The sequence below is a fragment of the Variovorax ginsengisoli genome (assembly GCF_030486595.1).
In the GTDB taxonomy this organism is placed as follows: Bacteria; Pseudomonadota; Gammaproteobacteria; order Burkholderiales; family Burkholderiaceae_C; genus Variovorax; species Variovorax ginsengisoli_B.
The window spans coordinates 22,294-46,205 of the sequence record NZ_JAUJZH010000044.1; the positions used below are offsets into that span (position 1 = coordinate 22,294).

At 62.0% G+C, this 23,912-nt stretch carries 22 protein-coding genes; 17 read left to right on the plus strand and 5 right to left on the minus strand.

Translation table 11 applies throughout. The features are described 5' to 3' along the window. Positions 1–3: 3 nt before the first annotated feature. From QZH52_RS35690 to QZH52_RS35700, 3 genes are all read right to left on the minus strand, one after another. Entirely contained in the window at positions 4–666 is a 663-nt protein-coding gene (locus tag QZH52_RS35690) for a methionine ABC transporter permease (RefSeq protein WP_286520809.1), read from the minus strand. Further along, complete coding sequence (locus tag QZH52_RS35695) at positions 659–1,537, minus strand: methionine ABC transporter ATP-binding protein (RefSeq protein ID WP_301816044.1); 879 nt, start codon at positions 1,535–1,537, stop codon at positions 659–661. Before QZH52_RS35695 ends, QZH52_RS35690 begins: the two co-directional genes overlap by 8 nt. Positions 1,538–1,679: 142 nt before the next feature. Continuing rightward, on the minus strand, positions 1,680–3,002 hold the full coding sequence (locus tag QZH52_RS35700) for a replication initiation protein (RefSeq protein ID WP_301816045.1): 1,323 nt from the start codon (positions 3,000–3,002) through the stop codon (positions 1,680–1,682). A 667-nt stretch (positions 3,003–3,669) separates the two neighbouring features. Here QZH52_RS35700 and QZH52_RS35705 point away from each other — a divergent pair. Both QZH52_RS35705 and QZH52_RS35710 read left to right on the plus strand, forming a co-directional pair. Beyond that, on the plus strand, positions 3,670–4,866 hold the full coding sequence (locus QZH52_RS35705; protein ID WP_286507121.1) for a ParA family protein: 1,197 nt from the start codon (positions 3,670–3,672) through the stop codon (positions 4,864–4,866). Positions 4,867–4,912: 46 nt separating this feature from the next. Continuing rightward, positions 4,913–5,923: a ParB/RepB/Spo0J family partition protein gene (locus QZH52_RS35710; RefSeq protein WP_301816046.1), complete on the plus strand. Its 1,011-nt coding sequence runs from the start codon at positions 4,913–4,915 to the stop codon at positions 5,921–5,923. A 166-nt stretch (positions 5,924–6,089) separates the two neighbouring features. On the opposite strand, the gene QZH52_RS35715 is transcribed toward QZH52_RS35710, so the two are convergent. Together QZH52_RS35715 and QZH52_RS35720 are read right to left on the minus strand one after the other, a co-directional pair. After that, positions 6,090–6,662 (minus strand): hypothetical protein, encoded by a 573-nt coding sequence (locus QZH52_RS35715; protein WP_301816047.1) that lies wholly within the window; start codon positions 6,660–6,662, stop codon positions 6,090–6,092. Positions 6,663–7,693: 1,031 nt separating this feature from the next. Next, positions 7,694–8,662 (minus strand): LysR family transcriptional regulator, encoded by a 969-nt coding sequence (locus tag QZH52_RS35720; RefSeq protein ID WP_301816048.1) that lies wholly within the window; start codon positions 8,660–8,662, stop codon positions 7,694–7,696. Between the two features lie 252 nt (positions 8,663–8,914). On the opposite strand from QZH52_RS35720, the gene QZH52_RS35725 reads away from it, so the two are divergent. The 15 genes from QZH52_RS35725 (at position 8,915) to QZH52_RS35795 (ending at position 23,677) form a co-directional block, all read left to right on the plus strand. Then, positions 8,915–9,802 carry an NAD(P)-dependent oxidoreductase gene (locus QZH52_RS35725; RefSeq protein ID WP_286614776.1) on the plus strand — a complete coding sequence of 296 codons (888 nt, stop codon included), beginning with the start codon at positions 8,915–8,917 and terminating at the stop codon, positions 9,800–9,802. A gap of 34 nt (positions 9,803–9,836) precedes the next feature. Then, positions 9,837–11,336, plus strand: a complete 1,500-nt coding sequence (locus tag QZH52_RS35730) for an aldehyde dehydrogenase family protein (RefSeq protein WP_301816049.1) — start codon at positions 9,837–9,839, stop codon at positions 11,334–11,336. A 10-nt stretch (positions 11,337–11,346) separates the two neighbouring features. Continuing rightward, on the plus strand, positions 11,347–12,435 hold the full coding sequence (locus tag QZH52_RS35735) for a glutamate cyclase domain-containing protein (protein ID WP_301816060.1): 1,089 nt from the start codon (positions 11,347–11,349) through the stop codon (positions 12,433–12,435). Between the two features lie 12 nt (positions 12,436–12,447). Further along, positions 12,448–13,731 (plus strand): aminotransferase class I/II-fold pyridoxal phosphate-dependent enzyme, encoded by a 1,284-nt coding sequence (locus QZH52_RS35740; protein ID WP_301816050.1) that lies wholly within the window; start codon positions 12,448–12,450, stop codon positions 13,729–13,731. Continuing rightward, entirely contained in the window at positions 13,728–14,723 is a 996-nt protein-coding gene (locus QZH52_RS35745; protein WP_301816051.1) for a glutamate cyclase domain-containing protein, read from the plus strand. Before QZH52_RS35740 ends, QZH52_RS35745 begins: the two co-directional genes overlap by 4 nt. Positions 14,724–14,780: 57 nt before the next feature. Continuing rightward, complete coding sequence (locus tag QZH52_RS35750; protein WP_301816052.1) at positions 14,781–15,614, plus strand: transporter substrate-binding domain-containing protein; 834 nt, start codon at positions 14,781–14,783, stop codon at positions 15,612–15,614. 31 nt (positions 15,615–15,645) lie between these two features. Continuing rightward, positions 15,646–16,299 (plus strand): amino acid ABC transporter permease, encoded by a 654-nt coding sequence (locus QZH52_RS35755; RefSeq protein WP_286572170.1) that lies wholly within the window; start codon positions 15,646–15,648, stop codon positions 16,297–16,299. A 7-nt stretch (positions 16,300–16,306) separates the two neighbouring features. Further along, positions 16,307–16,948: an amino acid ABC transporter permease gene (locus QZH52_RS35760; protein ID WP_286572169.1), complete on the plus strand. Its 642-nt coding sequence runs from the start codon at positions 16,307–16,309 to the stop codon at positions 16,946–16,948. Between the two features lie 45 nt (positions 16,949–16,993). Then, complete coding sequence (locus QZH52_RS35765; protein WP_301816053.1) at positions 16,994–17,770, plus strand: amino acid ABC transporter ATP-binding protein; 777 nt, start codon at positions 16,994–16,996, stop codon at positions 17,768–17,770. Between the two features lie 41 nt (positions 17,771–17,811). Further along, positions 17,812–18,576 (plus strand): amino acid ABC transporter ATP-binding protein, encoded by a 765-nt coding sequence (locus tag QZH52_RS35770; protein WP_301816061.1) that lies wholly within the window; start codon positions 17,812–17,814, stop codon positions 18,574–18,576. 50 nt (positions 18,577–18,626) lie between these two features. Further along, positions 18,627–19,502: a transporter substrate-binding domain-containing protein gene (locus QZH52_RS35775; RefSeq protein WP_301816054.1), complete on the plus strand. Its 876-nt coding sequence runs from the start codon at positions 18,627–18,629 to the stop codon at positions 19,500–19,502. A gap of 54 nt (positions 19,503–19,556) precedes the next feature. Further along, positions 19,557–20,219: an amino acid ABC transporter permease gene (locus tag QZH52_RS35780; protein WP_301816055.1), complete on the plus strand. Its 663-nt coding sequence runs from the start codon at positions 19,557–19,559 to the stop codon at positions 20,217–20,219. Then, positions 20,216–20,878 (plus strand): amino acid ABC transporter permease, encoded by a 663-nt coding sequence (locus QZH52_RS35785; RefSeq protein ID WP_301816056.1) that lies wholly within the window; start codon positions 20,216–20,218, stop codon positions 20,876–20,878. Before QZH52_RS35780 ends, QZH52_RS35785 begins: the two co-directional genes overlap by 4 nt. A gap of 216 nt (positions 20,879–21,094) precedes the next feature. Further along, the gene (locus tag QZH52_RS35790; protein WP_301816057.1) at positions 21,095–22,447 is read left to right on the plus strand and encodes an NAD(P)/FAD-dependent oxidoreductase; all 1,353 of its coding nucleotides are present in this window, start codon (positions 21,095–21,097) and stop codon (positions 22,445–22,447) included. A gap of 48 nt (positions 22,448–22,495) precedes the next feature. Then, complete coding sequence (locus tag QZH52_RS35795; protein ID WP_301816058.1) at positions 22,496–23,677, plus strand: aminotransferase class V-fold PLP-dependent enzyme; 1,182 nt, start codon at positions 22,496–22,498, stop codon at positions 23,675–23,677. Positions 23,678–23,912 lie beyond the last annotated feature (235 nt).

A 23,912-nucleotide genomic window follows, 5' to 3' on the forward strand; every position in this document is an offset into this window, starting at 1 on the left:
GGGTCAGCGTTTGTCCAGGCGACGGGCGGCGGTGTTGCCGACGAACTGGATGATCTGCACCAGCGCCACGAGCAGCGCCACGGTGAGCACCATCACGTCGGTCTGGAAGCGGTAGTAGCCGTAGCGGATCGCCAGGTCGCCGATGCCGCCGCCGCCCACCACGCCGGCGATCGCCGAGTAGGACAGGAAGCTCACGGCGAGCACGGTGAAGGCCAGCACCAGGCCCGAGCGGGCCTCGACGATCAGCACGCGCCAGATGATCTGCAGCTCGGAGGCACCCATCGCATGGGCGGCCTCGATGACGCCGCGCGGCACTTCGCGCAGGCACTGGTCGACCAGCCGCGCGAGGTAGGGGATGGCCGCCACCGACAACGGCACGGCGGCCGCCAGCGGCCCGATCGAGGTGCCCGCGATCACCCGCGTGAAGGGCACCAGCGCCACCAGCAGGATGATGAACGGGAAGGAACGCACCGTGTTCACGATCCAGTTGAGGATCAGGAAGGCGGGCTTGTTCTCGAGCGACTGTCCGGGGCCGAGCAGGAAGAGCAGCACGCCGAGCGGGCCGCCAATCAGGAGCGCGGCCGTGAGGCCGATGCCCAGCATCATGAAAGTCTGGGCGATGGCGATCCCGAGCTCGGGCAGGATGGCGGCGATGTTCTCAGGCATGGGCCAGCTCCTGCGTGCCTGCTTGCTGGCGTTGGGGGAATGAAAGCGCCTGGGCGGCGAGCGCTTCGCGCGCGTCGCGCTCGCGCCGGCGCACCAGCGCGTCGATCTCGCGTCCGAGCGCGGTGGCGCGTTCGGCCGCCGGCGAATCGACCTCGAACTGCTCGACCAGGCGGCCCTGCTCGAGGATCGCAACCTGGCGGCACAGCACCTCGACCACCGACAGCTCGTGGGTGACGATGACGATGGTCACGCCGAGTTTCAGGTTGATGTCGCGCAGCGTCTCGAGCAGCGCGCGCGTGGTCTCGCTGTCGAGCGCCGAGGTGGGCTCGTCGCACAACAGCACCTGCGGCCGCGGCGCCAGCGCACGCGCGATCGCCACCCGCTGCTTCTGGCCGCCCGAGAGCTGGGCCGGGTAGCTGTGGATCTTCTCGCCCAGGCCGACCAGTTCGAGGCACTCGCGCACGCGGGCCTCGATCTCGGCGCGCGAATGGCGGCCATGGATCTTCAGCGGGAAGGCGACGTTGTCGAAGACGGTCGCGTTCTGGATCAGGTTGAACTGCTGGAAGATCATGCCGATGTTCTGCCGCGTGTCGCGCAGTTCGCGGCGCGACAGGGTGGTCAGGTCGCGGCCGCCGACCAGCACCTTGCCGGAATCGGGGCGTTCGAGCAGGTTGATCAGCCGCAGCAGGGTCGACTTGCCGGCGCCGCTCTTGCCGATCAGGCCGAAGACGTCGCCTTCATGGATGTCGAGCGACAGCGATCGCACGGCATCGAAGACCGCGCCGTCGGGCAAGGTGAATGATTTCTGCACCGACTCGAGTCGGATCAGGGGGGGCCGGGGCTGGGCCTCGGCCGGGGAAGAGAAAGTCATGGACGGGATCGGCCGGCACGGCCTGCGTGGCAGGCGGATGCAGCGGCGCCGCAAAGTCCGCAAGTATCGCGGCTCGCGGCACCGAGGGGAACAACGCAATAGAAGGCTGCTTATATGCCCTGGGCATAAGCGCCCCGCGGGGCTACTGCACCGCGTCGAACAATTGCCGGTCGACTTTCCAGTCCGGCCCGTAGGTGGCGTCGGCATAGGCGTACACCACGGCCGAACCCAGCAAGCCGTGCAGGACGTCGCCCTGGGCCGCGCGCCGGCTGATCACAGCGTTCAGCGCCCCCTTGCGCGCCAGGTCCTGCAGCGCCTGGTCGACCCAGCGCTTTAGCTGCGCCGGCTCGAGCGCCGCGACCTCCTTCTTCATCGCCTCGATCTGCTCGCGCAGCCAGTTCGCGCCTTCGAGACTGGGCGCCGGCGCGGGGGTTTCCGGCACCGGCTGCAGCACCACCGGCGGGACGGCGGCGCGAGGGTCGGCGGCGCCTTCGGTGGCGGGCTCGTTGCGCAGCAGCGAGCGCAGGTACGAGAAGGCGTTCTCGATGGTGCGCAGCGATTTGTTGGCGGCGCGCCGCTCGAGCACCTCGATCTGGGCCCGCACCCGCTCGTCGCCGAATTCCTTCAGCAGCCCTTCCAGCTTGATCTCGCGGATGCCCAGCGTTTCGGCCCGCAGCACCAGCGTGGCGTCGACCGGCTCGCCGGTGAGCGGCCGCTGCAGCGGCGCCTGCCGCTTCTTGCGCACCGCGAACTGGACCTCGGTGATCACCCTGCCCTGCTTGTGCTCGATCAGGTCGATCTCGAGATCGGTCTCGGCGTTGATCTCGACCACCGCGTCCTTGACCCGCTCGTTCTTGAACTTGCGCCATTCACGCCGCTCGGGACCAGGCCCGTTGCTGAGCGCGTCGACCCACCAGGTCACCGGCTTGCGGCTGGTGACCCCGCTCGGATTCTCCCGGTAGCGGGCGCAGATCTCGTAGAGCGCCACGGCGGTGTAGGAGCCCAGCTTGGCCAGCACGTCGAGGTCGATGCGGGCCCAGCGCTGCGGATCCCGAAGCGCCGCCATGATGGTCGGCGGATAGGACCAGCTGACCCAGTTCTCGCCACGCCTGAGCTCCAGCGCGACTTCGGACAGCATCGAAAAGCCGCGCCACTTGACGCCGTCGCCCGGCGCGGTCGACTCCCAGTCGACCTCCAGGCTGCGCATCTCAATCAGGTACTTCTTGGCGGCGGTGCGCTCGCTGCCGCTGGAGCCGGTGGTGCGCAGGATGGCTGCCAGCGGGGCCTCGAACATGAAGTCGGCCGCGGGCATGCCGGGCAAGGCGACCAGCCGCGTCTGCGCCACCTGCAGCAGCGCGCTGTAGATGCGGCGACCGGTCAGGGTTACGCGGGCCGAGCGCGGCATCATCACGATCATCTCGTGCGGCTTCCTGAGCTCCAGCACGTCGTCGACGGCGTGGCTCATGACTGGCTTGTCGCCCGGATTTCCCGCGATCTGTTGGCTCATAACGGGGTCAATGTTATGTCCAACGCCGTTTGGACACAACCCCGTGCGGATTGAGGTACAGCGGCCCGAGCAAAACCTGGACATTTGTGCCGGGGGCCGACGCAGGAGATCCGATTAAAAGCTGGACGGTTGGCGAGAACGGGCCGCCCGGGTCGTCTTCGCACCCCGATTAAAAGCCGGACATTGGCGCTTCCAGCGCTTTCGAAGGGCCCGGAATGAGCCTCAAAATGGCGCTTAAAACCTGGACATTGGCGTCAAGCTGGTGCGGAACCGGCCGAATCGGGCTGTGGACAAGGTGCACGAAGGCACCGATGTCGACCCGGACAGTTGGCGATGGAAGGCTGGACGGATCCGATCAGGAGCCGGACGCAAGCGATTAAAGTCTGGACATTCGGACCGTCAGAACATGCGTAAGCTGTTGATTTAATTGAAGAAAATCAAAGTTTCGACGGGCTTAATCTCTTGAATTTATTGAAGTTCCTTTCTTAATCTCCCGAGAGAGCTTAGGAAAAGGGCAAAAACCGAAGAAGAGGGCCATCGCTTCAGGTGATGGATCGACGTTTCTTCGTTTTTTCGCGTGTGCCCTGCATAATCGCAAGACACTCCAACTTTCAAGGCAGATCCCGTGGACATCAAGCAAACCATCCGACGTCAAAACCTGGAGGATATCGAGCAGCAAGCCCACAAGATCGCCGGCATGATGGACCGGATTCGGTCTGCCATGCTGGCTCCCACCGCCGTGAAGTCTGCGCCCACGCTGAAGGCGGTGCAACTGGCGGACCTGTGCGGTGTCGACAAATCGAAGATCTCCTACCGCCTGACACGCGGTGACCTCCCGGCCGGCGAAATCCATGGCAACAGCCGCGAGTGGTCCATGGCGGAGGCCCAGAGCTGGGCCCGCGAACTGCGTGCTGAGCACCTGCGGCCGGAAGGCGCGGCCGGCATCACCATCACGGTGGCCAACTTCAAGGGCGGCGTGGCCAAGACGACCTCGGCGGTGACCCTGGCCCAGGGCCTGTCGATGCGTGGACACCGTGTGCTGCTGGTCGACCTCGATCCCCAGGGCTCGGCCACGACCTTGTTCGGCGTGCTGCCGGACGCGGAGGTCGAGACCGAGCACACGGCGATGTCGCTGTTCACCGGCGACCAGGAGAACCTCCAATACGCCGTGCGCCCCACCTATTGGCCCAATATCGACCTGGTGTGCGCCGCGCCCCTGCTCTACGGAGCGGAATTCCATCTGCCAGCACGTCAGGCGCGAGACCCGGGCTTCGAGTTTTGGCGCGTGCTCGACCGCGGTCTCGATCTTCCGCGTGAAGAGTACGACGTCATCGTGATCGACACCCCGCCTTCGCTGAGCTACGTCACCATCAACGCCCTGATGGCCGCGGATGGCGTGATCATGCCTTTGCCGCCTTCGGCGCTGGACTTCGCGAGTTCGGCGCAGTTCTGGGATCTGTTCTCAGATCTGTGCAATCAGTTGGTGCGCAGCCGAGGCAAGGACAAGAGCTTCGAGTTCATCGATGTGCTGCTGTCGCGCGTCGAAGCCTCCGACACCGCCAGCTCGGTGGTGCGGCAGTGGGTGCTCGAGGGCTACGGCGACAAGGTGCTGCCGATCGAGATTCCAAAGACGGCGGTGGCCGCCACGGCGAGCGCGGAGTTCGGCACCGTCTACGACCTGCCGCGTGGCTCGGTGAATTCCAAGACCTTTTCACGGGCGCGGGTGGCCTACGACAGGATGTGCGAGTTGATCGAGCAGCAGATCGAAGCGGTCTGGGCCCGCCAGGTGGCGGAGCGTCAAGTACTGGAAACGGCGGTTTGACATGGGATTGAAAGACAAAGCCTCCAAGATCGACTTCGCATCGATCATGCCGAGTTCGCAGCCCAACCCGGAACTCGCGAAACCCAAGACAGCGCCTGGCGCGATGATGGCCTTTGCCAACGACCAGCGCTCGGACCTGCTGCGCCAGAACGACGAACTACGGGCCCGGGCGGCACAGGTCGACGAACTGGAAGGACGCCTGAGCGAAGTTCGCGACGAACTGCGCAGCTGGGACGGTGCCTTGCCGGCGCGCCTGATCGACACCGCGGACATCGCGCGCAGCGAGTTCGCCAACCGGCATGCGTCCGCGTTCGAGGGGAAGCTGTTTGAGGATTTCAAGCGCGAGATCCAGGAAGCGGGACGCAACTCGCAGCCCATCAAGGTTCGTGCGATCGCGAACCCAGGCGACGGTCCGCACTATGAGCTGGTGTTCGGACATCGACGCTACGAGGCCTGCCGCCAGATCGGCTTGCCGGTCTGGGCGGTGGTCGAGAACCTGGACGACCGAGCCTTGATCGAGGAAATGGATCGCGAGAATCGGGGCAGGGCGGATCCGTCTCCCTGGGAGCAGGGAATGACCTACCTGCGTGCGCTCGAGAAGGGTATCTATCCGTCGAACCGCCAGATGGCGGCCGCGCTCGGGGTGGACATCAGCAACCTCGGCAAGGCGATCGCGTTGGCCAGGCTCCCCGCCGCGGTGATCGCGGCCTTTCCCACGCCGCAGTCGATCCAGCTGGCATGGGCGACCGACCTAGGCAAGGCCATGACTGAGGACGAATCGGGGGTCTTGGCACGGGCGCAGGCGCTATCGACCGAAAAGACGGCCTTGCCGGCGAAGAGCGTTTTTGCGCGCCTTGTTTCACCTCCGTCGGTGGTGCCCGAGGCCGCCCCGTTGCCGGTGCAGGCGAGCCACGCGCTGAAGGTGGGCGGGCAAAAGGTGGGCTCGCTGAGGTTCGACGCCATCGGACGTCCTTCGATCAGGCTGTCGATCAAGCTGTCGGATGATCAGCAGAAGGCGTTGATCAAGGTGGTGCAGGGATTTGTCGATTCGATTTGAATGCTGATTCAGGCTGGACCGAAGGGGGGTGGTTTCAAACCACCCCTTTTTTTTATGTGCAGCCGGTGGAGAGGAAGATGAAGGGGTAGTTTCAAACTACCCCCCTCCCGCTCAGCCCGACGTCGCGCAAGGGGGTAGTTTGAAACCACTCCCCCTCCTTGGCGATTCAGCCCCGTCCGCTCTCGATACGCTCGAGCGTCCCAAGAATTTCGGACAACGTCGATTTCATGAGGCCCATGTCGCGGTCCCGCCGAGCTTCGGCGAGCGGATCGAATCCGGCAGCCGATGTCTGGGCGCTGCCGCCGAAGGCATCCTTGGCGCGCGCCACCACGTCATCCAGCTTGGTGATGAGGTTGTTGCGCAACGCCGAAAACTGGGCCAGTTCTCGCCGCACCGCAGCCATCTCTCGCATCAGCGCCGTGAGTTGCTCCTGGACCTCTTGGAGTGCGGGCCCGGACACCGCAGCAGGAAGCTCGGAGGCAGCCGTGGGCAGTGCCAGTGAAGGGCCGGCGGGCCCGAGAGCAGCCCGGAAGTGGTCGGCGGTCCGGGCGACTGCCAGTTCGAGGATGGCGTGAGAATCGGAGTCTGCCAGGAACGGCCACAGTTCGTAGACCCGGCCGATGGCTGCCGCGGTGCGCAATCTCAGACCCGGTCGACCGCCTCTCCGAGGGCGCTGCAGCACTTCATGCGTGAGAGATGAGGGGGCTTCGCTCGCATCGATATCCTCCTGGGTGGCCATGCAAGAACGGAACATGCCCGCGGCGCTCCATTTCTTGAGGGACGAATCCGCAGGTGCGCGAACGCCATGGATCAGTGTGAGTATCCGCCCAAGCTCGGCCAAGGTGCAGACGGTGGGCCAGCCGTGGCTGGTAGTGGAAGAGGGGATGGACCAACTCGGGGAGCTGGCGCCTCGGATGCTTTCTGTTTGGCGAGGGGCATCCGCTGAATGCGAGTCCGCTACAAATTCTGGCATCGCTGGGTCTTCATGGTTACTCAATAACCTAATTATGTCCGAAGGGCGACATTGCTCGCTCAAAAGCCCTGTGACGGCCACTGTTTCGTGAAACATTCCCCTCTTTTTGTCGAGAAAACAGCGATAACTTGTTGTCACAGAAGAGAAAAATAAGATGCTTCGAAATGTCGTGAAACAGCGTGGCGGAAGGGCGTGGGTGACGCGATTAAAAGCTGGACACACACAATGTTGTCGTGCGACAGAGTTGTTGTCGGTTCTCAGCTACCTCTGAACTTTTCTCACCTAACTCTGAACTCTCAGGGCCAGGCTAGCAGCCGGAGCGGCGCATCTTGAAGGCGAGCAGGGAAGAGAACGATGCGCCAGGCGCTGCTGGCTGGGGCGTGGGGCACCGAGCCATGGGCGTGAAGACCCGGCCACGCCGAGGCGGACGATCGATCTAGACTTCCGCACCCGGCCAGGAGCGGAAGTTCGTTGCGTCGCTCCACCTTATCCTCCCGAATGGGTACGAGCGTGTTATTCCGCAGGTTTCACACCCCGAGAAATCAGCAGCTGTCGGACATGCTCGCGACGCTGAGCTCACCCGGAACGCAGGGCTCGTGTCGGGTGTGCCAGCCATCGGATTTCGCGAGATGGGCCGAATTCCCGGCCTGTGCGTCGCGCCGCTCGACCCACCCGTCTCGCGAAACATTCTCATAGCGACGCCCAAGCGGACTTACAAGCGCCCTAACGTGAAGGCGGTCATCAGTCTCCTGTGCGAAGCCGTAGCGAGCCAGCCGCCGCCGCTGAAGCGTGCCGAGCTAGTCTGAGAGCACGCCTTCGGTGCGCTTGGCCCTCGCGTCGGAGTTGAGCGATTGCGTCGTCCCCGCGAACCTAGGAACAACGCCGTCAAGCGCGCGCAGTACGGCGGCAATTGCTGGTCGCCTGAACGTCCCTTGGACCATCGCCACAAAGATTCGGCGCACCATCAGCGGCGCAACCGGCACTACCGCGAAGGCTGGGTCGGCTGCCGCTGCCCGGAGCGCCAAGGCAGGGAGAACAGTGACCACATAGCCAGTGCGAACCATCTCGAGGGTTGCAGCCATGTTGCGGCAGCTGGCCACGACGCGTGGCGTGTAGCCAGCCTCATGGCATGCATTGACGATTTGCGCCTTGTAGGTCTGCGCGTTCCTGTTGATGGCCCAGTTCTCAGACGACAACTCCGAGACCTGAATCGATGCTTCCTTGGCCAACCTGTGATTTGCGGCCATCACCACTGAAAAGTGGTCTTCATAGACAGGTCGGAAGTACAGCATGCTCGAGAGCGCTTCAGCGCTAATCGAGTCGTCGACCAACGCCAAATCGACCTGTTTTGCTGCCGCTGCTTTCAGGCTTTCGCCAGGCTCTAACTCTTCGAATCGCAAGTCCAGTTGCGGGAACTCACGCAGTAGGTCTTCGAATACCGCGGGGATGAAGGTGGTCGCAACGGACCCGAACGCGGAAATTCGAACCTCCCCAGCCACCGCGCCCTTGGCGGAGGCCAAGTCGGCTTCGATTTCGTTGACCAGGTCCAAAACCTTAGCTGACCGAGCGACGAGGCTCTCCCCGGCCAGAGTTAGCCGGACGCCGCGGCCCGACCGTTCGAAAAGCACCGCTCCTGTCTCTTGTTCGAGGATGGCGAGCTGCTGCGAAACAGCCGGGCGGGTCAGGTTTACGGCTTCAGCGACCTTGGCGATGGTGCCCAGGACGGCGAGCTCGCTTAGAAGGTGAAGCCGGGAGAGATTCAGCATAAGGCGACAGAAAAACTAACGTTGTTTTACGCCTCTCAAGAGAGCATGACACCCTCTACCTAGGGTTTTCCCCAAGGAAAAATAGGCGAAGATTCATTGCATGCAAGGAGCGCGCCAGGTCTTCAGGCTGCTTGCTCGTGATGATTCAATAGGAAAGAAAAGCTTACGCTCTAGGTAAGCATCTGTGGTCTTATCTTTCGAGACCCTTCTCCATAAAGTTCACTCCATTCCAAACAGGAGCGATTGAAAGTTATGAAGAACGTTGCATTCATTGGCGTGGGCAAGATGGGCGCGGAGATGGCTTCCCGCCTGGTCGCCGCAGGCTTCAAGGTCACCGTATTTGACCCAAACGACGCTGCAGTCAAGGCGCTGGTTTCGAAGGGTGCCGCTGCCGCCTCGAACCCGAAGGCTGCTGCGGAGGGCGCCGACGCCGTCATGTTCAGCCTTCCCACGCCGGCCATCCTTCGCGCCGCGGTGACCGGCCCCGAAGGCGTGCTCAATTCCGTTAGCAAGGGCGCTGTCCTGGTTGACTTCAGCACGGTTGACCCTGAAACCACGAAGGAACTTGCCAAGGCTGCTGCCTCGAAGGGCGTCGAGTTCCTGGACTCGCCGGTCAGCGGCGGTGTGGCCGGTGCGGCAAACGGCAAGCTCGTCCTGATGGTCGGCGGCGATGCTGCCGTGCTCGAGCGCGCAACTCCGATGCTGAACAACCTGGCCGGTCGCATCGTTCATTGCGGCCCCATCGGCGCTGGCCAACTGACCAAGCTGAGCCACAACCTCATCGTTGCCATCAACACCGTTGCACTCGGTGAAGTCCTTGCCGCAAGTGTCAAGGCTGGCGGGAATCTCGAAGTGCTGTGTGACGTTCTGACCGCTGGCATGGCGGGCAGCAAGATGCTCGACTGGTTCCACAAGACGCTGTTCACTGCGGAGCGGCCCGCGTTCTTCGCCATCGACCTGATGCACAAGGACATCGGCCTGTGCCTCGACGAGTTCTCGAACTACCCGATGCCTCTGGGCCAGCTGGTCAAGCAGACCTACAACGCCGCACGCGCCAAGGGCCTCGGCGGCAAGGACTCCACCAGCATTTGCGAAATCTACGAAGAGTTGCTGGGCGTGCGCCTGCAAGCAGCCGCCTAAGTCTTCAACCCATCCCCTTTTGCGAGAGATTCACGTGAGCAACTCTACTCAATCCAAATACGGCGACGTCAAGCTGCCGAGCGTCGGTTTGGCTGGCAACTTCATCAACGGTGAATGGTCCAAGCCGATTGGTGGAAAGACCTTGGCGGTCATCAATCCCTGCCGTCTGGACACCATCGCCAACGTCGGAGCGGCTGATGCGCGGGATGTGGACGCTGCAGTGGCCGCAGCCAAGGCGGCGTTTCCTAAGTGGCGTCGCAGGGCCGCTCGTGAGCGCGGCGCGATGCTCATCGAGTTCGGCAACCGCATCACGGCCAACGCCGAGGAAATTGCCAAGATTCTGGCCGCCGAAACGGGCAATGCCCTGCGCACCCAAAGCCGCCCAGAAGTTGCAAGCACTGCCGAGGTCCTGCGCTACTACGGCGGCGTCATCGCCGAGCAGAAGGGTGAAACCCTGCCACTAGGCCCGGGCCTCTTCAGCTACACCACTCGCGAACCCTTCGGCGTGGTCGGCGCCATCATTCCCTGGAACTCGCCGCTGGTGCTTGCCGCCGTGAAGATTGGCATGTCGCTGGGTACGGGCAACACGTTGGTCCTGAAGCCCGCCGAAGACGCGCCGCTGGCCGTCATCCGAATCGCCGAGCTGGCCGCCGACATCTTCCCGGCTGGCGTGTTCAACGTCGTGACCGGTGAAGGCCTGGAGGCAGGCGCTCCCTTGAGCCAGCACGCCGACGTCGCGAAGGTCTCATTCACCGGCTCCCATGAAGTGGGCCAGAAGGTGGCTCACGCCGTCGCCGACCGCATCGGTCACCTGACGCTTGAGCTCGGCGGCAAGAGCCCCTGCATTGTCTATCCGGACGTGGTGGGCGACTCCCAGCTCGACACGACCGTGAACAACATCATTGCGGCGATGCGCTTCGCGCGCCAAGGCCAATCGTGCACGGCCGGCTCCCGCTTGTTCATCCACGAATCCGCCTGGGGCAAGGTCATGCCGCGCCTCGTCGAGAAGGTCAACGCGCTGAAGGTCGGAGACGCTCTTGACGAATCTTCCGATATCGGTGCGGTCATCAACGCGGAAAGGTACACCGCCGTCTGCGGCTTCATCAAGGAAGCCATCGACGCAGGCGCCAAGGTGGAAACCGGCAAGCTGCCGCCCGCAATTCAGGATGCCAAGGGCTATTTCCCGACGCCTGTCATCTTCAGTGGCGTGGACAACACCTGGCGCATTGCGAAGGAAGAGGTCTTCGGCCCCGTCCTGGTCGCAATCCCATGGAAGGACGAAGCCGAAGTGCTGGCTATGGCCAATGACACCCACTACGGCTTGGCTGCGTACGTCTTCACCAACGACATCAACGCCGCAATGCGCGCCACCGAAACGTTGGACGCCGGCTGGATTCAGGTCAACCGTGCAGGCGGTCAGATTCCGGGCATGTCCTACGGCGGTGCCAAGCAGAGTGGCATCGGCGCTGAGTACTCGATTGAAGGCGCACTCGAGAGCTACACCAGCCGCAAGAGCGTGACGTACGGCATCTGAGGTGACCAAAATGGACGTGACAACCTCGTCGACCACAGCGAGCGCCGCGACCGGCGTCGCCCTGACATCGGAGCAAGTTGAATCGGGCAACCGAATCGACCGTCTGATGACCCTGGAAATCCGTCCGCTTAGCGGCGGACTTCCCCCAGGCATCGTTGTGCCCATGTACGAGGTCTGTCGCGCCCATCAGGGAGCACCACTCTCCATGGCGGCAGCCGCTGCCCTGAAGGCCAAGGTCCGCCCTGGCAGCACCGTCGTCATCGCGACTGGCGCCGGCGTCGCTCCCAAGCTGCCCTTGGGCGAGACCGACGGGCCCGTCGGCGCCGCGGCGCTGGCCGCAGCTATCGTCAAAGGTCTGCAGGCCAAGGTCGTCTTTGTGACCGAAGATGCGCATCTTCCACCAGTCGTCGCCGCTGTCGAATTGGTCAACACCAAGCTCGCCGCTTGGGCCGAATCCCAACCTGGGCGGACCTACGAACCTATTACCGTCGAGTCGTTCCCCATCGGAATGAACGCAGGGCAGACCCGCTCTCGCGAACTCATCGAAAGGCTCAGTCCCAGCGCCGTCGTGTTCGTCGAACGGGATGGACCAAACGTCGAAGGTCAGTTCCATGGTGTTCGGGGCGACTGCCGCGACCCGCTCACCGTTGGCTATGTCTACCTTCTCGCGTACCACGCCGCCGAAGCCGGAATCCTCACCATCGGTATCGGTGATGGCGGCAATGAAGTTGGCTTCGGGGCGGTCCGCGAGGCAATTCGCGACGTACTTCCCATGCGCGGTCGTTCGCTCGCCGGCCACGCGTCCGGCGTTGTGACCGTCGTCCCGACGGACGTGACCGTGAGCGCCGCTGTTTCCAACTGGGGCGCGTGTGCGGTCGCTGCAGCCTTGGCAGTCTTGCTCTCGGACACCGAACTGCTGCATGACGCCGACACCGAGCACGAGCTCATAGCCGTCACCGTCGCCGCAGGTGCACGAGATGGCGCCACTTCGAAACAGAGCATGGTCGTCGATGGCATCGACTTTTCGGGCCATCTCGCCTTCGTCTCCCTTCTGAGGGTCGTGGCCGGAATCTCCATCCGCACCTCGTCCGCCGCGTGAGTAGGAACTCGCATGCAACAGAAAAAATTCACCGACTCCTTCGGAAATCCGCTCGACCCCATCGTTGGATTCGCAAGGGGCCGCATCATTCAATCCAGCGTCGACGAAGCTCGACGTCTTCGCCAGGGCCAAAAGGTCGCGGCCGAACGCGTTCGAAAGCTTGGCCCCCAGTCGATTGGCGTCTTCACCGGCAACCAGCGTGAGTTCCCACTCAAGGTCGAAGACCTAAACACTCACTGTGAAGAATGGGTCGGGCCAGGACTCTTCGCCGAGGAGCTTCGGCAGGCCGCTATCGCTCACATGGGCGGGCTTCCGACCGACGGAGTCGCCACTGTGAACCGCACGAGCGCCGGCATCATCGCGACCATCGTCGCGCTGGCCGAGGGACAGAGCGTCGTTTCCGTGGTGCCACCTGGCGGTCGTTCGCACGCATCGGTCATTCGTGGTTGCGGCATCGCACGAGTCGAACTCCACGAAGTGCAAGGTGACAAGGACTGGGCTGCAGCCATCGAGCAGCACAAGCCTGCGCTGGTCGTCATCACCACCGTGACCAGCAGCCTCGAGTTCCTGGACGACGCAGTTGCAATGGATGCCGCAGGCGTCGCGAAGGCGAGCGGAGCCAAGGTGCTTCTCGATGAAGCCTACGGTGCTCGCATGAGGCCCGTGCTGCGGTCTGGCGTTCTCAGCCTCAAGCTTGGCGGCGACTTGGCAATCACCAACTGCGACAAGGCCGGCCTGTCTGGTCCACGTTCCGGGCTTCTGGTGGGGCGTCCTGAGTTGGTGACGCGAGTCTCTGCCAAGGCCTCGGAGTTCGGGATGGAAGCCCGAGCCCCTATTGCGGCAAGTGCCCTTCGCTCGATTCAACGCTTCTCCCCGCAAGACCTCATCGATGAGGCGCAAGCCGGGCAAAAACTGGCTCATGCAATGCGGGAGCGTCTCGGAGCAGAACTCGTCGCCGTCAGCGACCTCGGACCGATGATTGAAGAGGACCTGGCGCTCAAGGAGGTCTTCCGCCGTGCAGGCAGGAGCACCGACAACGCCGGCGTCACGCCCGCCGAAGTGACTTCTGCCCTGGGCATGGTTCTTCTGCGTGACCACGGCATCTTGACGGTCAACACGCACGGTCAACCAGGCGCCCGTGTCTCTGTGCGGCTCAAGCCGACTCATGGCGCCATCGAGCGCGTCGGCGGCATGGCTCGCGTCATCGAGGCGATGGACACTTCATTCAGCGAGGTTGCCCGTTACGTCGCGAAGCCCGAGGGCCTGGCCCAACTCATCCTGGGGGACACGAAATGACGGTCGACCGCAAGGTGCTTGAATCCATCGACGAGCGGCTCGACAAGTTGGTGAGCTTGGACATCGGCGGCCGCGGCGTCGAACACCTCTACGTGGCTGCTCGCGCACGCCAAGGCGGCTCCCTGGTCGGTACGGCAGCAGATGCTCTGCTGGGCGTGCCGGACGGCGCAACCGTCTTTGTGACCACAGGCTCGGTCTCGCGTGCCTGGATTTCGACCGAAATCGGCGAAAACGATGGACCTGCCGGCGCCGCTATCGTGATTCGCGCCCTGTCCATCGGAAAGCGCGTCCATTGCGTGCTGCTCGCAGAAGAGACGCTGCTTCCGGGCATGAAAGCCATCCTGACCAGCGCAGGCGTGACAGTGCTGCCGTTCAAGCAAGCGCAAATCGCATGCAAGGATGGAAGCCTCGCAGTTTGCTCGCTCTTGCCGTTCACGACCAAGGACGAGGACGCCAAGGCCGAGGCGAAAGCCTTGCTCGCCAGCTACAAGCCCAGCCTCTTCTTCTCGACGGAGCGGGTCGGACGCGCGAGAGATGGCGTGTACTACAGCATGCGTGCCATCGACTACGGCATGGGCCGGGCGCGCATCGACGTTCTGTTCGACGAAGCGCTTGCTCAAGGCATTCCCACGGTGGCTGTCGGCGATGGCGGAAACGAAATCGGTATGGGAGCTATCACCCAGGCAGTCGCCGACCACGTGAAGTTCGGCGCAACCATCGCCGCAGTGACGCCGGCAGATGTGCTGGTCACCGCTGCATGCTCGAACTGGGGCTGCAACGCAATCGCCGCGGCAATCGCTGCGCGCCGAAAGGATGCGCGCCTGCTCAACACCCCGGAGTTGGAGCGTCAATTGCTGATGCGCGGCGTGGATATCGGCCTCATCAACTCCGTGCAGAACGTCGTGGACGCCAATGTCGATGGCATGCACTTGGACACACACATCGCCTTCACCGAAATGCTGCGCGCTGTCGTCAAGCCGGCGCTCAACTGACCGGTTGCCCACCAATCCTTCCTATCAACCCATCCCCCACCACAAGAGGAGTTCTCCATGCGCAAACTTATTGGTGCTGTCTGCATGCTATTTGCAGGTCTGCTCGTCTCGCAAACTTCTGCTGCCCAGGAGAAGTCCAGGCTCGACGAAGTGCTCGCCCGCGGCAAAGTCATCGTGGGCGTCAGCAGCGAATCTCCGCCCTTCGGCTTCGTGAATGAGAAGGGTGACCTGTCTGGCTTCGACATCGACGTGGCCAAGCTCATCGCGAAGGGGCTGTTCGGAAGCGACGACCCGAAGCACATCGAGTTCGTCAAGCAGAGCTCGGCTGCTCGTTGGGAGAACGTCAACAGCGGCAAGGTGGACTTCGGGATTCACGTGGCAACGGTTCTTCCAGACCGCATCGCGCGTGTCGCATTCACCCGCGGCTACATCGACTCTTCGATTGTTGTCATCGTGAAGGCCGACTCGAAGTTCAAGACCTTCGCGGACCTCAACAACGACAAGGTGTCGACGGCCATCCTGTCGACTCCTGTGCAGGCTGACCGTGCCAAGCAGTTCTTCCCGAAGGCCAAGACTACGACGCTGGACTCCATCGGCGCCCAGTTCACTGCGGTCAAGGGCGGACGGGTCGATGCGGCCCAGCTGGACGAGCCGGTGGCCCTCTGGTACGCCGCGCAGAACAAGGACGTACGAATCCTCGATGAGCGGATGACTGCGGTCACCAACAACGCCATCTACATGAAGCAAGGTGACTTCAAGTGGTGGCTGGCCCTGGATACGTACGTCAATGAGATGCGGGCGGGCTCCATGTTCAACGACTACTCCGCCAGCTACAAAAAGTGGTTCGGCAAAGACGCGCTGAACACCAAGTACTACGTGAACGCCAAGTGAGCGTTGGGCGCTGCACAGAGGGACAGCAATCATGAACTGGCTCAATCTAGCCGCAGGATGGCTGCCGGAGTTCTTCGACGGCTTCCTGGTGACGCTCGCGCTCGTCGCGATGTGTCTGCCAGTTGCGGTGGTGCTGGGCGTGCTGCTGGTCCTTCTGCGCGTCTCAGAGAGGGCGGTGGTCTGGGTTCCGACCTACGCCGTGATTGAGTTCCTTCGGAACGTTCCGACGTTCCTTCTCATTCTTGTCGTCTATTACGGCGCTCCTCTTCTAGGCTCCAGGCTAGACGGTATTTACTGCGGCGCCATTGCAATCGCTGTGCAGCACACAGCGTATTTGGCGGAAGTCTTCCGAGGGGGCGTATCCGCGGTGCCCCGGACCCAGTGGGATGCCGGACGTGCAATCGGGCTAAAGCCGGCGGGCGTGTTCTTCCGCGTCGTGCTGCCCCAAGCGGTGCTCAAGGTAGTGCCGGCGATTGGCAATCAGGTCGTGGTGCTCATCAAGGACACGTCACTTGTGGCTGGTATCGGCGTCGTGGACCTGACCTTGAGCGGCAAGCTCGTTATGGAGCGCACCGCCTCTTCTTACGAGGTGTTCGTGGTCATCGCCGCCTTCTACCTCATCCTGACCACCATCGCCAGCGCCCTGTTCCGTTGGCTCGAGATTCCTGCTGGCAAGCGCCGCTGAGGTTCACATGGACGTTGCAATTCTCAACCTCGGTTATCTCCTCAAGGCGGCGATTGTGACGCTTGAGATGGCCGCAGCGACAGTGGTCTTCAGCTTCCTGCTGGGGACGGCACTGGGCGTGTTCGCCGCTCTCGGTGGCACGGCGGTGCGCTCGGTGCTGACGGTGTACGTGTACATCGTTCGCGGGGTGCCCGTTCTCGTGCTCATCTTCATTGCTTACTTCGGCTTGCCCCGCATGGGCCTGGATGCCCCGAACTATGTGGCGGCGACTATCGCCCTGGTCATCTACTTTGCTGCCTTCGTGGCCGACATCGTGCGCGGCTCGATTCTCGCCGTCCCCAAGACGACCGTAGAAGCGGGCATGTCCATCGGGCTGCGCAAGGCGCAAATCCTGACGCAAATTCAACTGCCTCTTGGCATGCGTCTGGCGCTGCCACCCCTCGTGACGACGGCGTCGATTGCTGTCAAGAGCACGTCGTACGCATCCATCGTGGGTGTTTGGGAGCTGACCTACGCCTCGCGTGAAGTCGTGGAACGCACGCTCGCAGCGTTCCAAATCTTCTTCGCTGTGATGCTCATCTACTTCTGCATCTGCTACCCCATCTCGCTCGGCGCAACGTACCTGCAGCGCCGTCTCAAGACCTCCTGAAGGCAAACGATGAACTTAGCGCACACCCCAACATCTCGGCGGACCATGATTGAGGTCAAGGGCGTATCCAAGAGCTTTGGAAGCAACCAGGTCCTGAAGGACATCTCCTTTGACGTGAAAGAGGGAGAAGTTGTCGTCTTGGTGGGCCCCAGCGGTTCCGGCAAGTCGACCCTGCTTCGCTGCATCAACTTCCTTGAGGAATTTCAGGCGGGCGAGATTCTGGTTGACGGCGCCGCTGTTGGCTACAGCGGCGGCACAAGCGGCCCCTCGCGGCGCCGCCAGTCTGAAGCAGACGTAGCCAACCTTAGGACGAAGGCTGGCATGGTCTTCCAGAACTACAACCTCTTTCCGCACAAGACGGCCATCGAGAACGTGATGATGGGACCGGTCCTTGTGAACAAAGACTCGAAGGCGGATGCCCGCGCGCATGGTCTGGAGCTCTTGGCCAAGGTAGGCCTCAAGGACCGGGCAGACCACTTTCCGTCTCAGTTGTCCGGCGGCCAGCAGCAACGCGTGGCAATCGCCCGGGCGCTCGCCATGCGCCCCAAGGTGATGCTCTTCGACGAGGTGACGTCGGCACTGGACCCAGAGCTGGTTGACGAGGTCTTGAAGACGCTGCGAGACCTCAGCAACGAAGGCATGACGATGATTATCGTAACGCACGAGATGCAGTTCGCACGCGACGTCGCCGACCGGCTTCTGTTCTTCTATCAAGGAGTAATCATCGAAGACGGTCCCCCCGCTGAGGTCTTTGCCAATCCGAAAACGGAGCGCTTCCAGACCTTCGTGAAGCGCTTCCAGGCAAACAGCCACCGGGGTTGAACAGGAGAACTGTCGTGAAACTACTAGAAGGTGCCACCATGATGAGCTCGTCTGCAACGAGGGCCGCCGAACAGCCCATTCTCGAGTTGAGGGACATTCACCTCGCATTCGGGAACAACGTGGTCCTGAAAGGCGTTGACCTCGCGGTCCAGCGTGGTGAGGTAGTTGTCATCGTCGGCCCGAGCGGTGGTGGCAAGAGCTCTCTGCTTCGGTGCGCGAATCTTCTGCAGCGCATCGACTCTGGGCAGATTCTCCTAGAGGGCGTAGACCTGTCGTCCGGTTCGCTGAACGAGAACCAGATTCGGCAGCGAGTCGGGATGGTTTTCCAGCACTACTACCTCTTTCCGCACCTCAATGTGCTGAAGAACCTGACGCTGGCCCCGCGCCGTGTTCTTAAGGAATCGCCCGCCGACGCAGAGGTGAGGGGCCGGGAGTACCTCCGAAAGGTTGGCTTGGCCGAAAAGGCCGACCACTACCCAGACCAACTCTCCGGCGGACAGCAGCAGCGCGTCGCAATCGCTAGAGCACTCATGATGCAGCCGCATGTGATGCTTTTCGATGAGGCGACCTCAGCTCTCGACCCTGAACTGGTCGGCGAGGTTCTGGCGGTCATGAAGGACCTTGCCAAATCCGGGATGACGATGCTTGTCGTCACGCACGAGATGGGCTTCGCTCGCGAGGTCGGTGACCGTGTGGTGTTGATGGCCGGCGGAAACATTGTTGAGCAAGGTCCGCCGTCGGAGGTTCTCGACCATCCGAAGCAGGAACGAACGAAGCAGTTCCTTTCGCGCATGACAAAGCATTGAGCACGCAGCAGCGGCTCCCCATCCCTTCTCAATCACACTGAAAGTAAGCCATGAATCGCATTCTCTTTGCCTCGATTTCCGTCGCCATCGTATCGATGTCGTTTGCCAGTGCTGCCGCGTCGAAGGTGAACGTTCCTCTTCCCCCAGAGGTGAAGAGCGCGGGCTTTCTCACCGTTGGCATCAATTGCACGTACCCACCCGCGGGCTACGTCGGCCTTGACGGGAAGCCGGCCGGCTATGAGTACGCGATGGTGAAGCGCATCGCTGAGTTCGCACTCGGTACCGGCGACGGCCTGAAGACACAGTGCGTGAACGACAGCAACCGCATCCCGTTCCTGCAGTCGGGCAAGATTGACATGATTTTGGCGTCGCTTGCATACACGCCGGCGCGAGCGGAGCAGCTGGACTACTCGAACCCGATTTGGGTGAGCAATCTGCAACTCATCGTTCCGAAGGAATCGAAGGTGGCCGACTATGGCGACCTGACCGGCAAGACCGTCGTGACGCCAACCGGCAGCACCTATCAAACGTGGCTGCAGAAGTGCTATCCCCAGGCGAACCTGGTCACGTCGCAGACGGCGGCAGAAGGCTCGACGATGCTGACTCAAGGCCGGGCGGATGCCTTCGCGTACATCGACGTGTACGGGTTCAACTTCGCCCAGATGCAAAAGAACTACAAGGTTGTCGGGACCCTCGCAGCTACCGCCGTCCAAGGCGTGGGCGTGAAGAAGGGCAACAAGCCGATGCTCGACTGGGTGAATGCTGTGCTGGAAGAGATGCGGGCCGAGGACGCTTTCTACAAGTCGTTCTCCCAGGAGGTGAAGGACCCAACCTTTGCGGCCAAGTATCGCCAGTTGGTCCCGGGCCCGAACATGAAGGTGGACTACTCCAAGAGCGGCGCCCTTGACTGTCTGAAAGCCTCCTGAGCAAGAGTTCGGAGGCACTGCTGCTGAGTGCGTACCGTCGATGAAGAGGAAAGCATGCTTACATCAACCCTGAACGAGCTGCAGGTCTTGCTCGGCGGACTTGGCCGAACGCTGCTCATAAGCGTCATCGGAATCTCGATGGGACTCGTCCTCGGGATGCTGATGGGCGCGGCTCGCCACGCTCGAGTTCCCGTGTTGAGCCAACTCATCGCCTGCTACGCGAACCTGTTTCGCTGTACTCCGCTTCTGGTGCAGGTGGTGATGCTCTATTTCGCGCTGCCAGACCTTGGAATTAAGCTGACGCCGTTCGATACCTCGTGGTTGGCACTCGGCCTGTGGGGCGCTGCGTATCACACGGAGATTTTTCGAGCCGGATACGGCTCGGTGAACCCGAACGAGGTAGTCGCAGCTCGCGCGCTCGGCATGTCTGCGCCGAGAGCGTTCCTCGACGTCACGCTTCCGCTTGGTGTCCGAGCATCGATTCCGGCGGCTACGACGATGGCAATTACCCAGTTCCGCTCCTCGTCGTTCATGATTGCCGTGGGCTACCAGGAGCTCACTTACGTGGCGAACCGAATGGTCGCCGATACCTTCAAGGTGTTCGAGATTTTCGGCATTGCCGCTCTCGCGTACCTGGTTGTTTCCAACATCATCGCCATTGCGTCGCGCCGGCTTGAACGTGCAGTCGCAGTTCCGGGTCTGGGAGCTGTGAAATGAACCAAGATTGGATTGGACCCGTTGCGTCCCACATGCTGAGTGGCCTCTATGTGACGTTGTGGGTTTCCTTGCTCACGACGTTGCTGGCGACAGCGATTGGTCTGTTCATCGGGTCGCTTTCTGCCAGTACGACGAAGTGGGTGCAGGTTGCCGTCCGTCTTTACATCGACATCTTCCGAGGCGTGCCATCTCTTATCACGCTGCTCTTCGTCTTCTTCGCGCTCCCGCACATCGGCGTTTCAACTGGCCCCATCACCGCCTCCGTTTTGGGACTGGCGGTGTGGGGCGGGGCAAATATTGCCGAAACCGCTAGGGGCGCAATGAAATCCATCTCGTCTCGCCAGACGGAAGCAGCAAGGGCTCTTGGGCTAGGAAAGGTTCAGGCACTGGTGTTCGCCGTCATGCCGCAAGCCATCCGTCGGTTTCTTCCGCCGTACGTCGGTCAGTTGACCGTCCTCATTCAGGCCAGCGCCTTGACGTCGGTGGTCGGTGTGACGGACCTGCTCGGCTCCGCGCGCCAAATGATTGAGCGACTCGCGTACATGAGTCCCGACGCTCATGCAGTGCCTATCTACTGCGGCGTCTTGCTGGTGTTCTTTGTGATTTGTTATCCCCTTACCTTGCTTGCTAGCTACCTCGAAGGCAGGCTGCGCAGCTAACCCCATCATGAACATGCAATCGCAAATTCGCCTCGTTGCCGAGACCGGCTCGCTTTACCCGTTGAAGAGTCACTTGCTCGAGTGGAGGGATGAAACGACCGGCGCGGGCCTCGGTCACCTCGCAATCGGGACTCGTGGGTCGATTCCCGCAGCTAATGATGAGCGGGAAGTGGACCTCCGCAACGTAGCGGTCCTTGGCTACAACTGAGGTTTGCCATGACCACGCATACGGCAGCCACTTTGCCTGAGCGAGACCAGACCACGGAATCCGCCGGGCGTCATCGCGTCGTGATAATTGGGGGCGGCGCAGCCGGGCTCGAACTCGCTACTCAACTCGGCAAGCACGAGCGCTTCTCGGTGACGCTCGTCGACAAGGCGCGCTCCCACATCTGGAAGCCGAAGCTGCATGAGATTGCAGCGGGCAGCATGAACATGGGGCGGCACGAAGTAGGCTACTTGGCGCATGCACGTGACCACGGCTTCGTGTATCGGATGGGCGAGATGACTGGCCTTGACCGAAAGTCTCGCGAGGTAGCAATTGCGCCCTTCATTGACGGGGAGGGCGAGCAGATTACGCCGGCTCGCACGTTTCCCTACGACACGCTGGTCCTTGCGGTTGGAAGCCAAAGCAATGACTTCGGCACTCCAGGCGTCAAGGAGCATGCGCTGAAGCTGGAGTGTCTTAGCGACGCGGCGCGGTTCAATCGGAAATTGATGAATGCTTGCTTTCGTGCACAGGCCCAAGAGAGCGTTCTGGCAGCGGCGCAGTTGAGGGTTTGCATCATCGGTGCGGGCGCCACTGGCGTCGAGTTGGCGGCCGAACTGCTTCGGACCGGGCGTGAAGTGCTTGCGTACGGCGCTTCAGTTTCGACCACCAACAAGGGGCTCGAGATTCATCTTGTCGAGGCGGCGGACCGGATACTGCCCGCGCTTCCTCCCAGACTTTCAGCGGCCGCACACAAACTTCTCACGAAGCAGGGCATCTCGGTTCACGCCGGAGCCAAAGTGGCGAGAGTTCACCAAAATGGCGTCGAGTTGAGCCACGGTGAATTGCTCCCCGCGGAAATCACGGTCTGGGCTGCCGGGGTCCGAGCTCCAGACTTCTTGCGGAGCCTTCCCGGCTTGGAGACCAACCGAATCAATCAGCTGGCCGTTCGCCCGACCCTGCAAACGACGAACGACCCGAGAGTGTTTGCTATTGGGGATTGCGCGGCCTGTGCAAAGCCTGACGGACAAGGCTTCGTGCCCCCGCGTGCCCAGGCGGCGCACCAGCAGGCGGCCTTCTTGGCGCGACATCTGCCCACGCACGTCGAGGGCCGACCGCTTCCTAACTACATGTACCGAGACTTCGGCTCGCTGGTCTCCCTGGGCTCCTACAGCACCGTCGGAAACCTGATGGGTGGGGTGGTAGGGAAGAGCATGTTCGTGGAGGGTGTCTTCGCGAAGTTGATGTACCTCTCTATGTACAAGATGCACGAAGCCGCACTGCACGGCTGGCGGCGTGTGACGCTCGAGACGCTGGCCCGCTGCCTCGAGCCCTCGAGCGGCTCGCGAGTCAAGCTGCATTGATTTCACGCCGTGGCTTTGGCGGCACTTCCAGCAATCACGAAGGACGAAATGAGCGCTTCCCTTGACATCAACACCGTTCGGCAGGAGTTCCCTGTGACGAAACGGATGCTTTACCTGGATTCGGCTCATCAGACGCCCATGCCGAACTGTGTTCGAAGCGCGTTGAGCGAGTTCTTGGTTGAGGGCAACGAGATGGCGGGACCCAAGCCGGTTTGGATGCGCCGGGTCGAGCTTGCTCGCGAAAAGGTGGCGGAGCTTCTGCATGCCTCGTCCGACGAGATTGCGTTCACAAAGAACACGTCCGAGGGGCTCAACATAGCTGCGAACGCAGTGCCATTGCAGCCTGGGAGCACGGTGCTGATGCTCGAAGGGGACCATCCGAACAACGCCTACGCCTGGCTCCACCTCAAGCGCAAAGGCGTGAAGGTCAAATTCGTGAGCCTTCCGGACGACCAAGTGGCGAACGCAAGTACGTTTGCCGACCATATTGACGAGTCGACCCGTGTCATCTCACTTTCGCACGTGACGTTCCACGCCGGCCAGCGTCACGACATCGAGGACATCGGACGGCTCTGCGCAAGGAAGAGCATCTACCTCGTAGTCGACGCCATGCAATCCGTCGGCGTCCTGCCCGTTGATGTGAAGAGGCTGGGCGTTTCCGTCTTGGCCGCCGGATGCCATAAGGGGCTTCTGGTGCCCCAGGGCACAGGGATTCTGTACGTGAAGCAGAGCCTCCAGGAACTCCAACCTGTCTACCTTGCCATGAGTAGCCTGGCCAATCCGCCTGAGGACTATGTGGCAAGACCGGACGAGATGACGACCCGCCGGGATGCCGGCCGATTCGAGTTCGGGAACTTCAATCTCCCAGACTTGCATGCGCTAACGAGGTCAATTGAGTTCATTCAGAGCATCGGCGTTGCAAATATTGAAGAGCACGTGCAAATGCTCGGGGACCGACTCATTGAGGGGTTGGACGAACTGGGCATCGGCTTGGTCGGGCCGCGGCAGCGAGGCCAACGGGCCCACATCTACGTTCTGGCTCTTCCTGTTGCAAAGTGGGTTAGCTACTTCACGCAGAACCTGGTCCGGGTGTCGCCTGAACGAGGTGGGGTCCGCATCTCGTTTGGTGCCTTCAATACCCCAGAGGACGTAGACCGGCTCATCGGCCTCATAGCGTCGCGTATGCGCAAGGGGGTCGACAGCGACGACCCGTCCGGCGGGATGGACTGAGACCCTGGTGCGAGTTGGAAGCTGCCAGCGGGCGCTCCGCCGCTGTAGGGGCATCAGAACTGAACATACCGGTTTGCCGCAAGCTGAGGATGCCACTTAGGGCCCCGACGCGGACTGGCGCCTTATACTAACTTGCGTTCAAAGATATAGAAGTTATCCATTTGAACCCAGTCATTGAACGGGTTCGCGTTGTATTGGATTCGAGGGCGACGAGTCCGCTTATCACGGCGCTCTC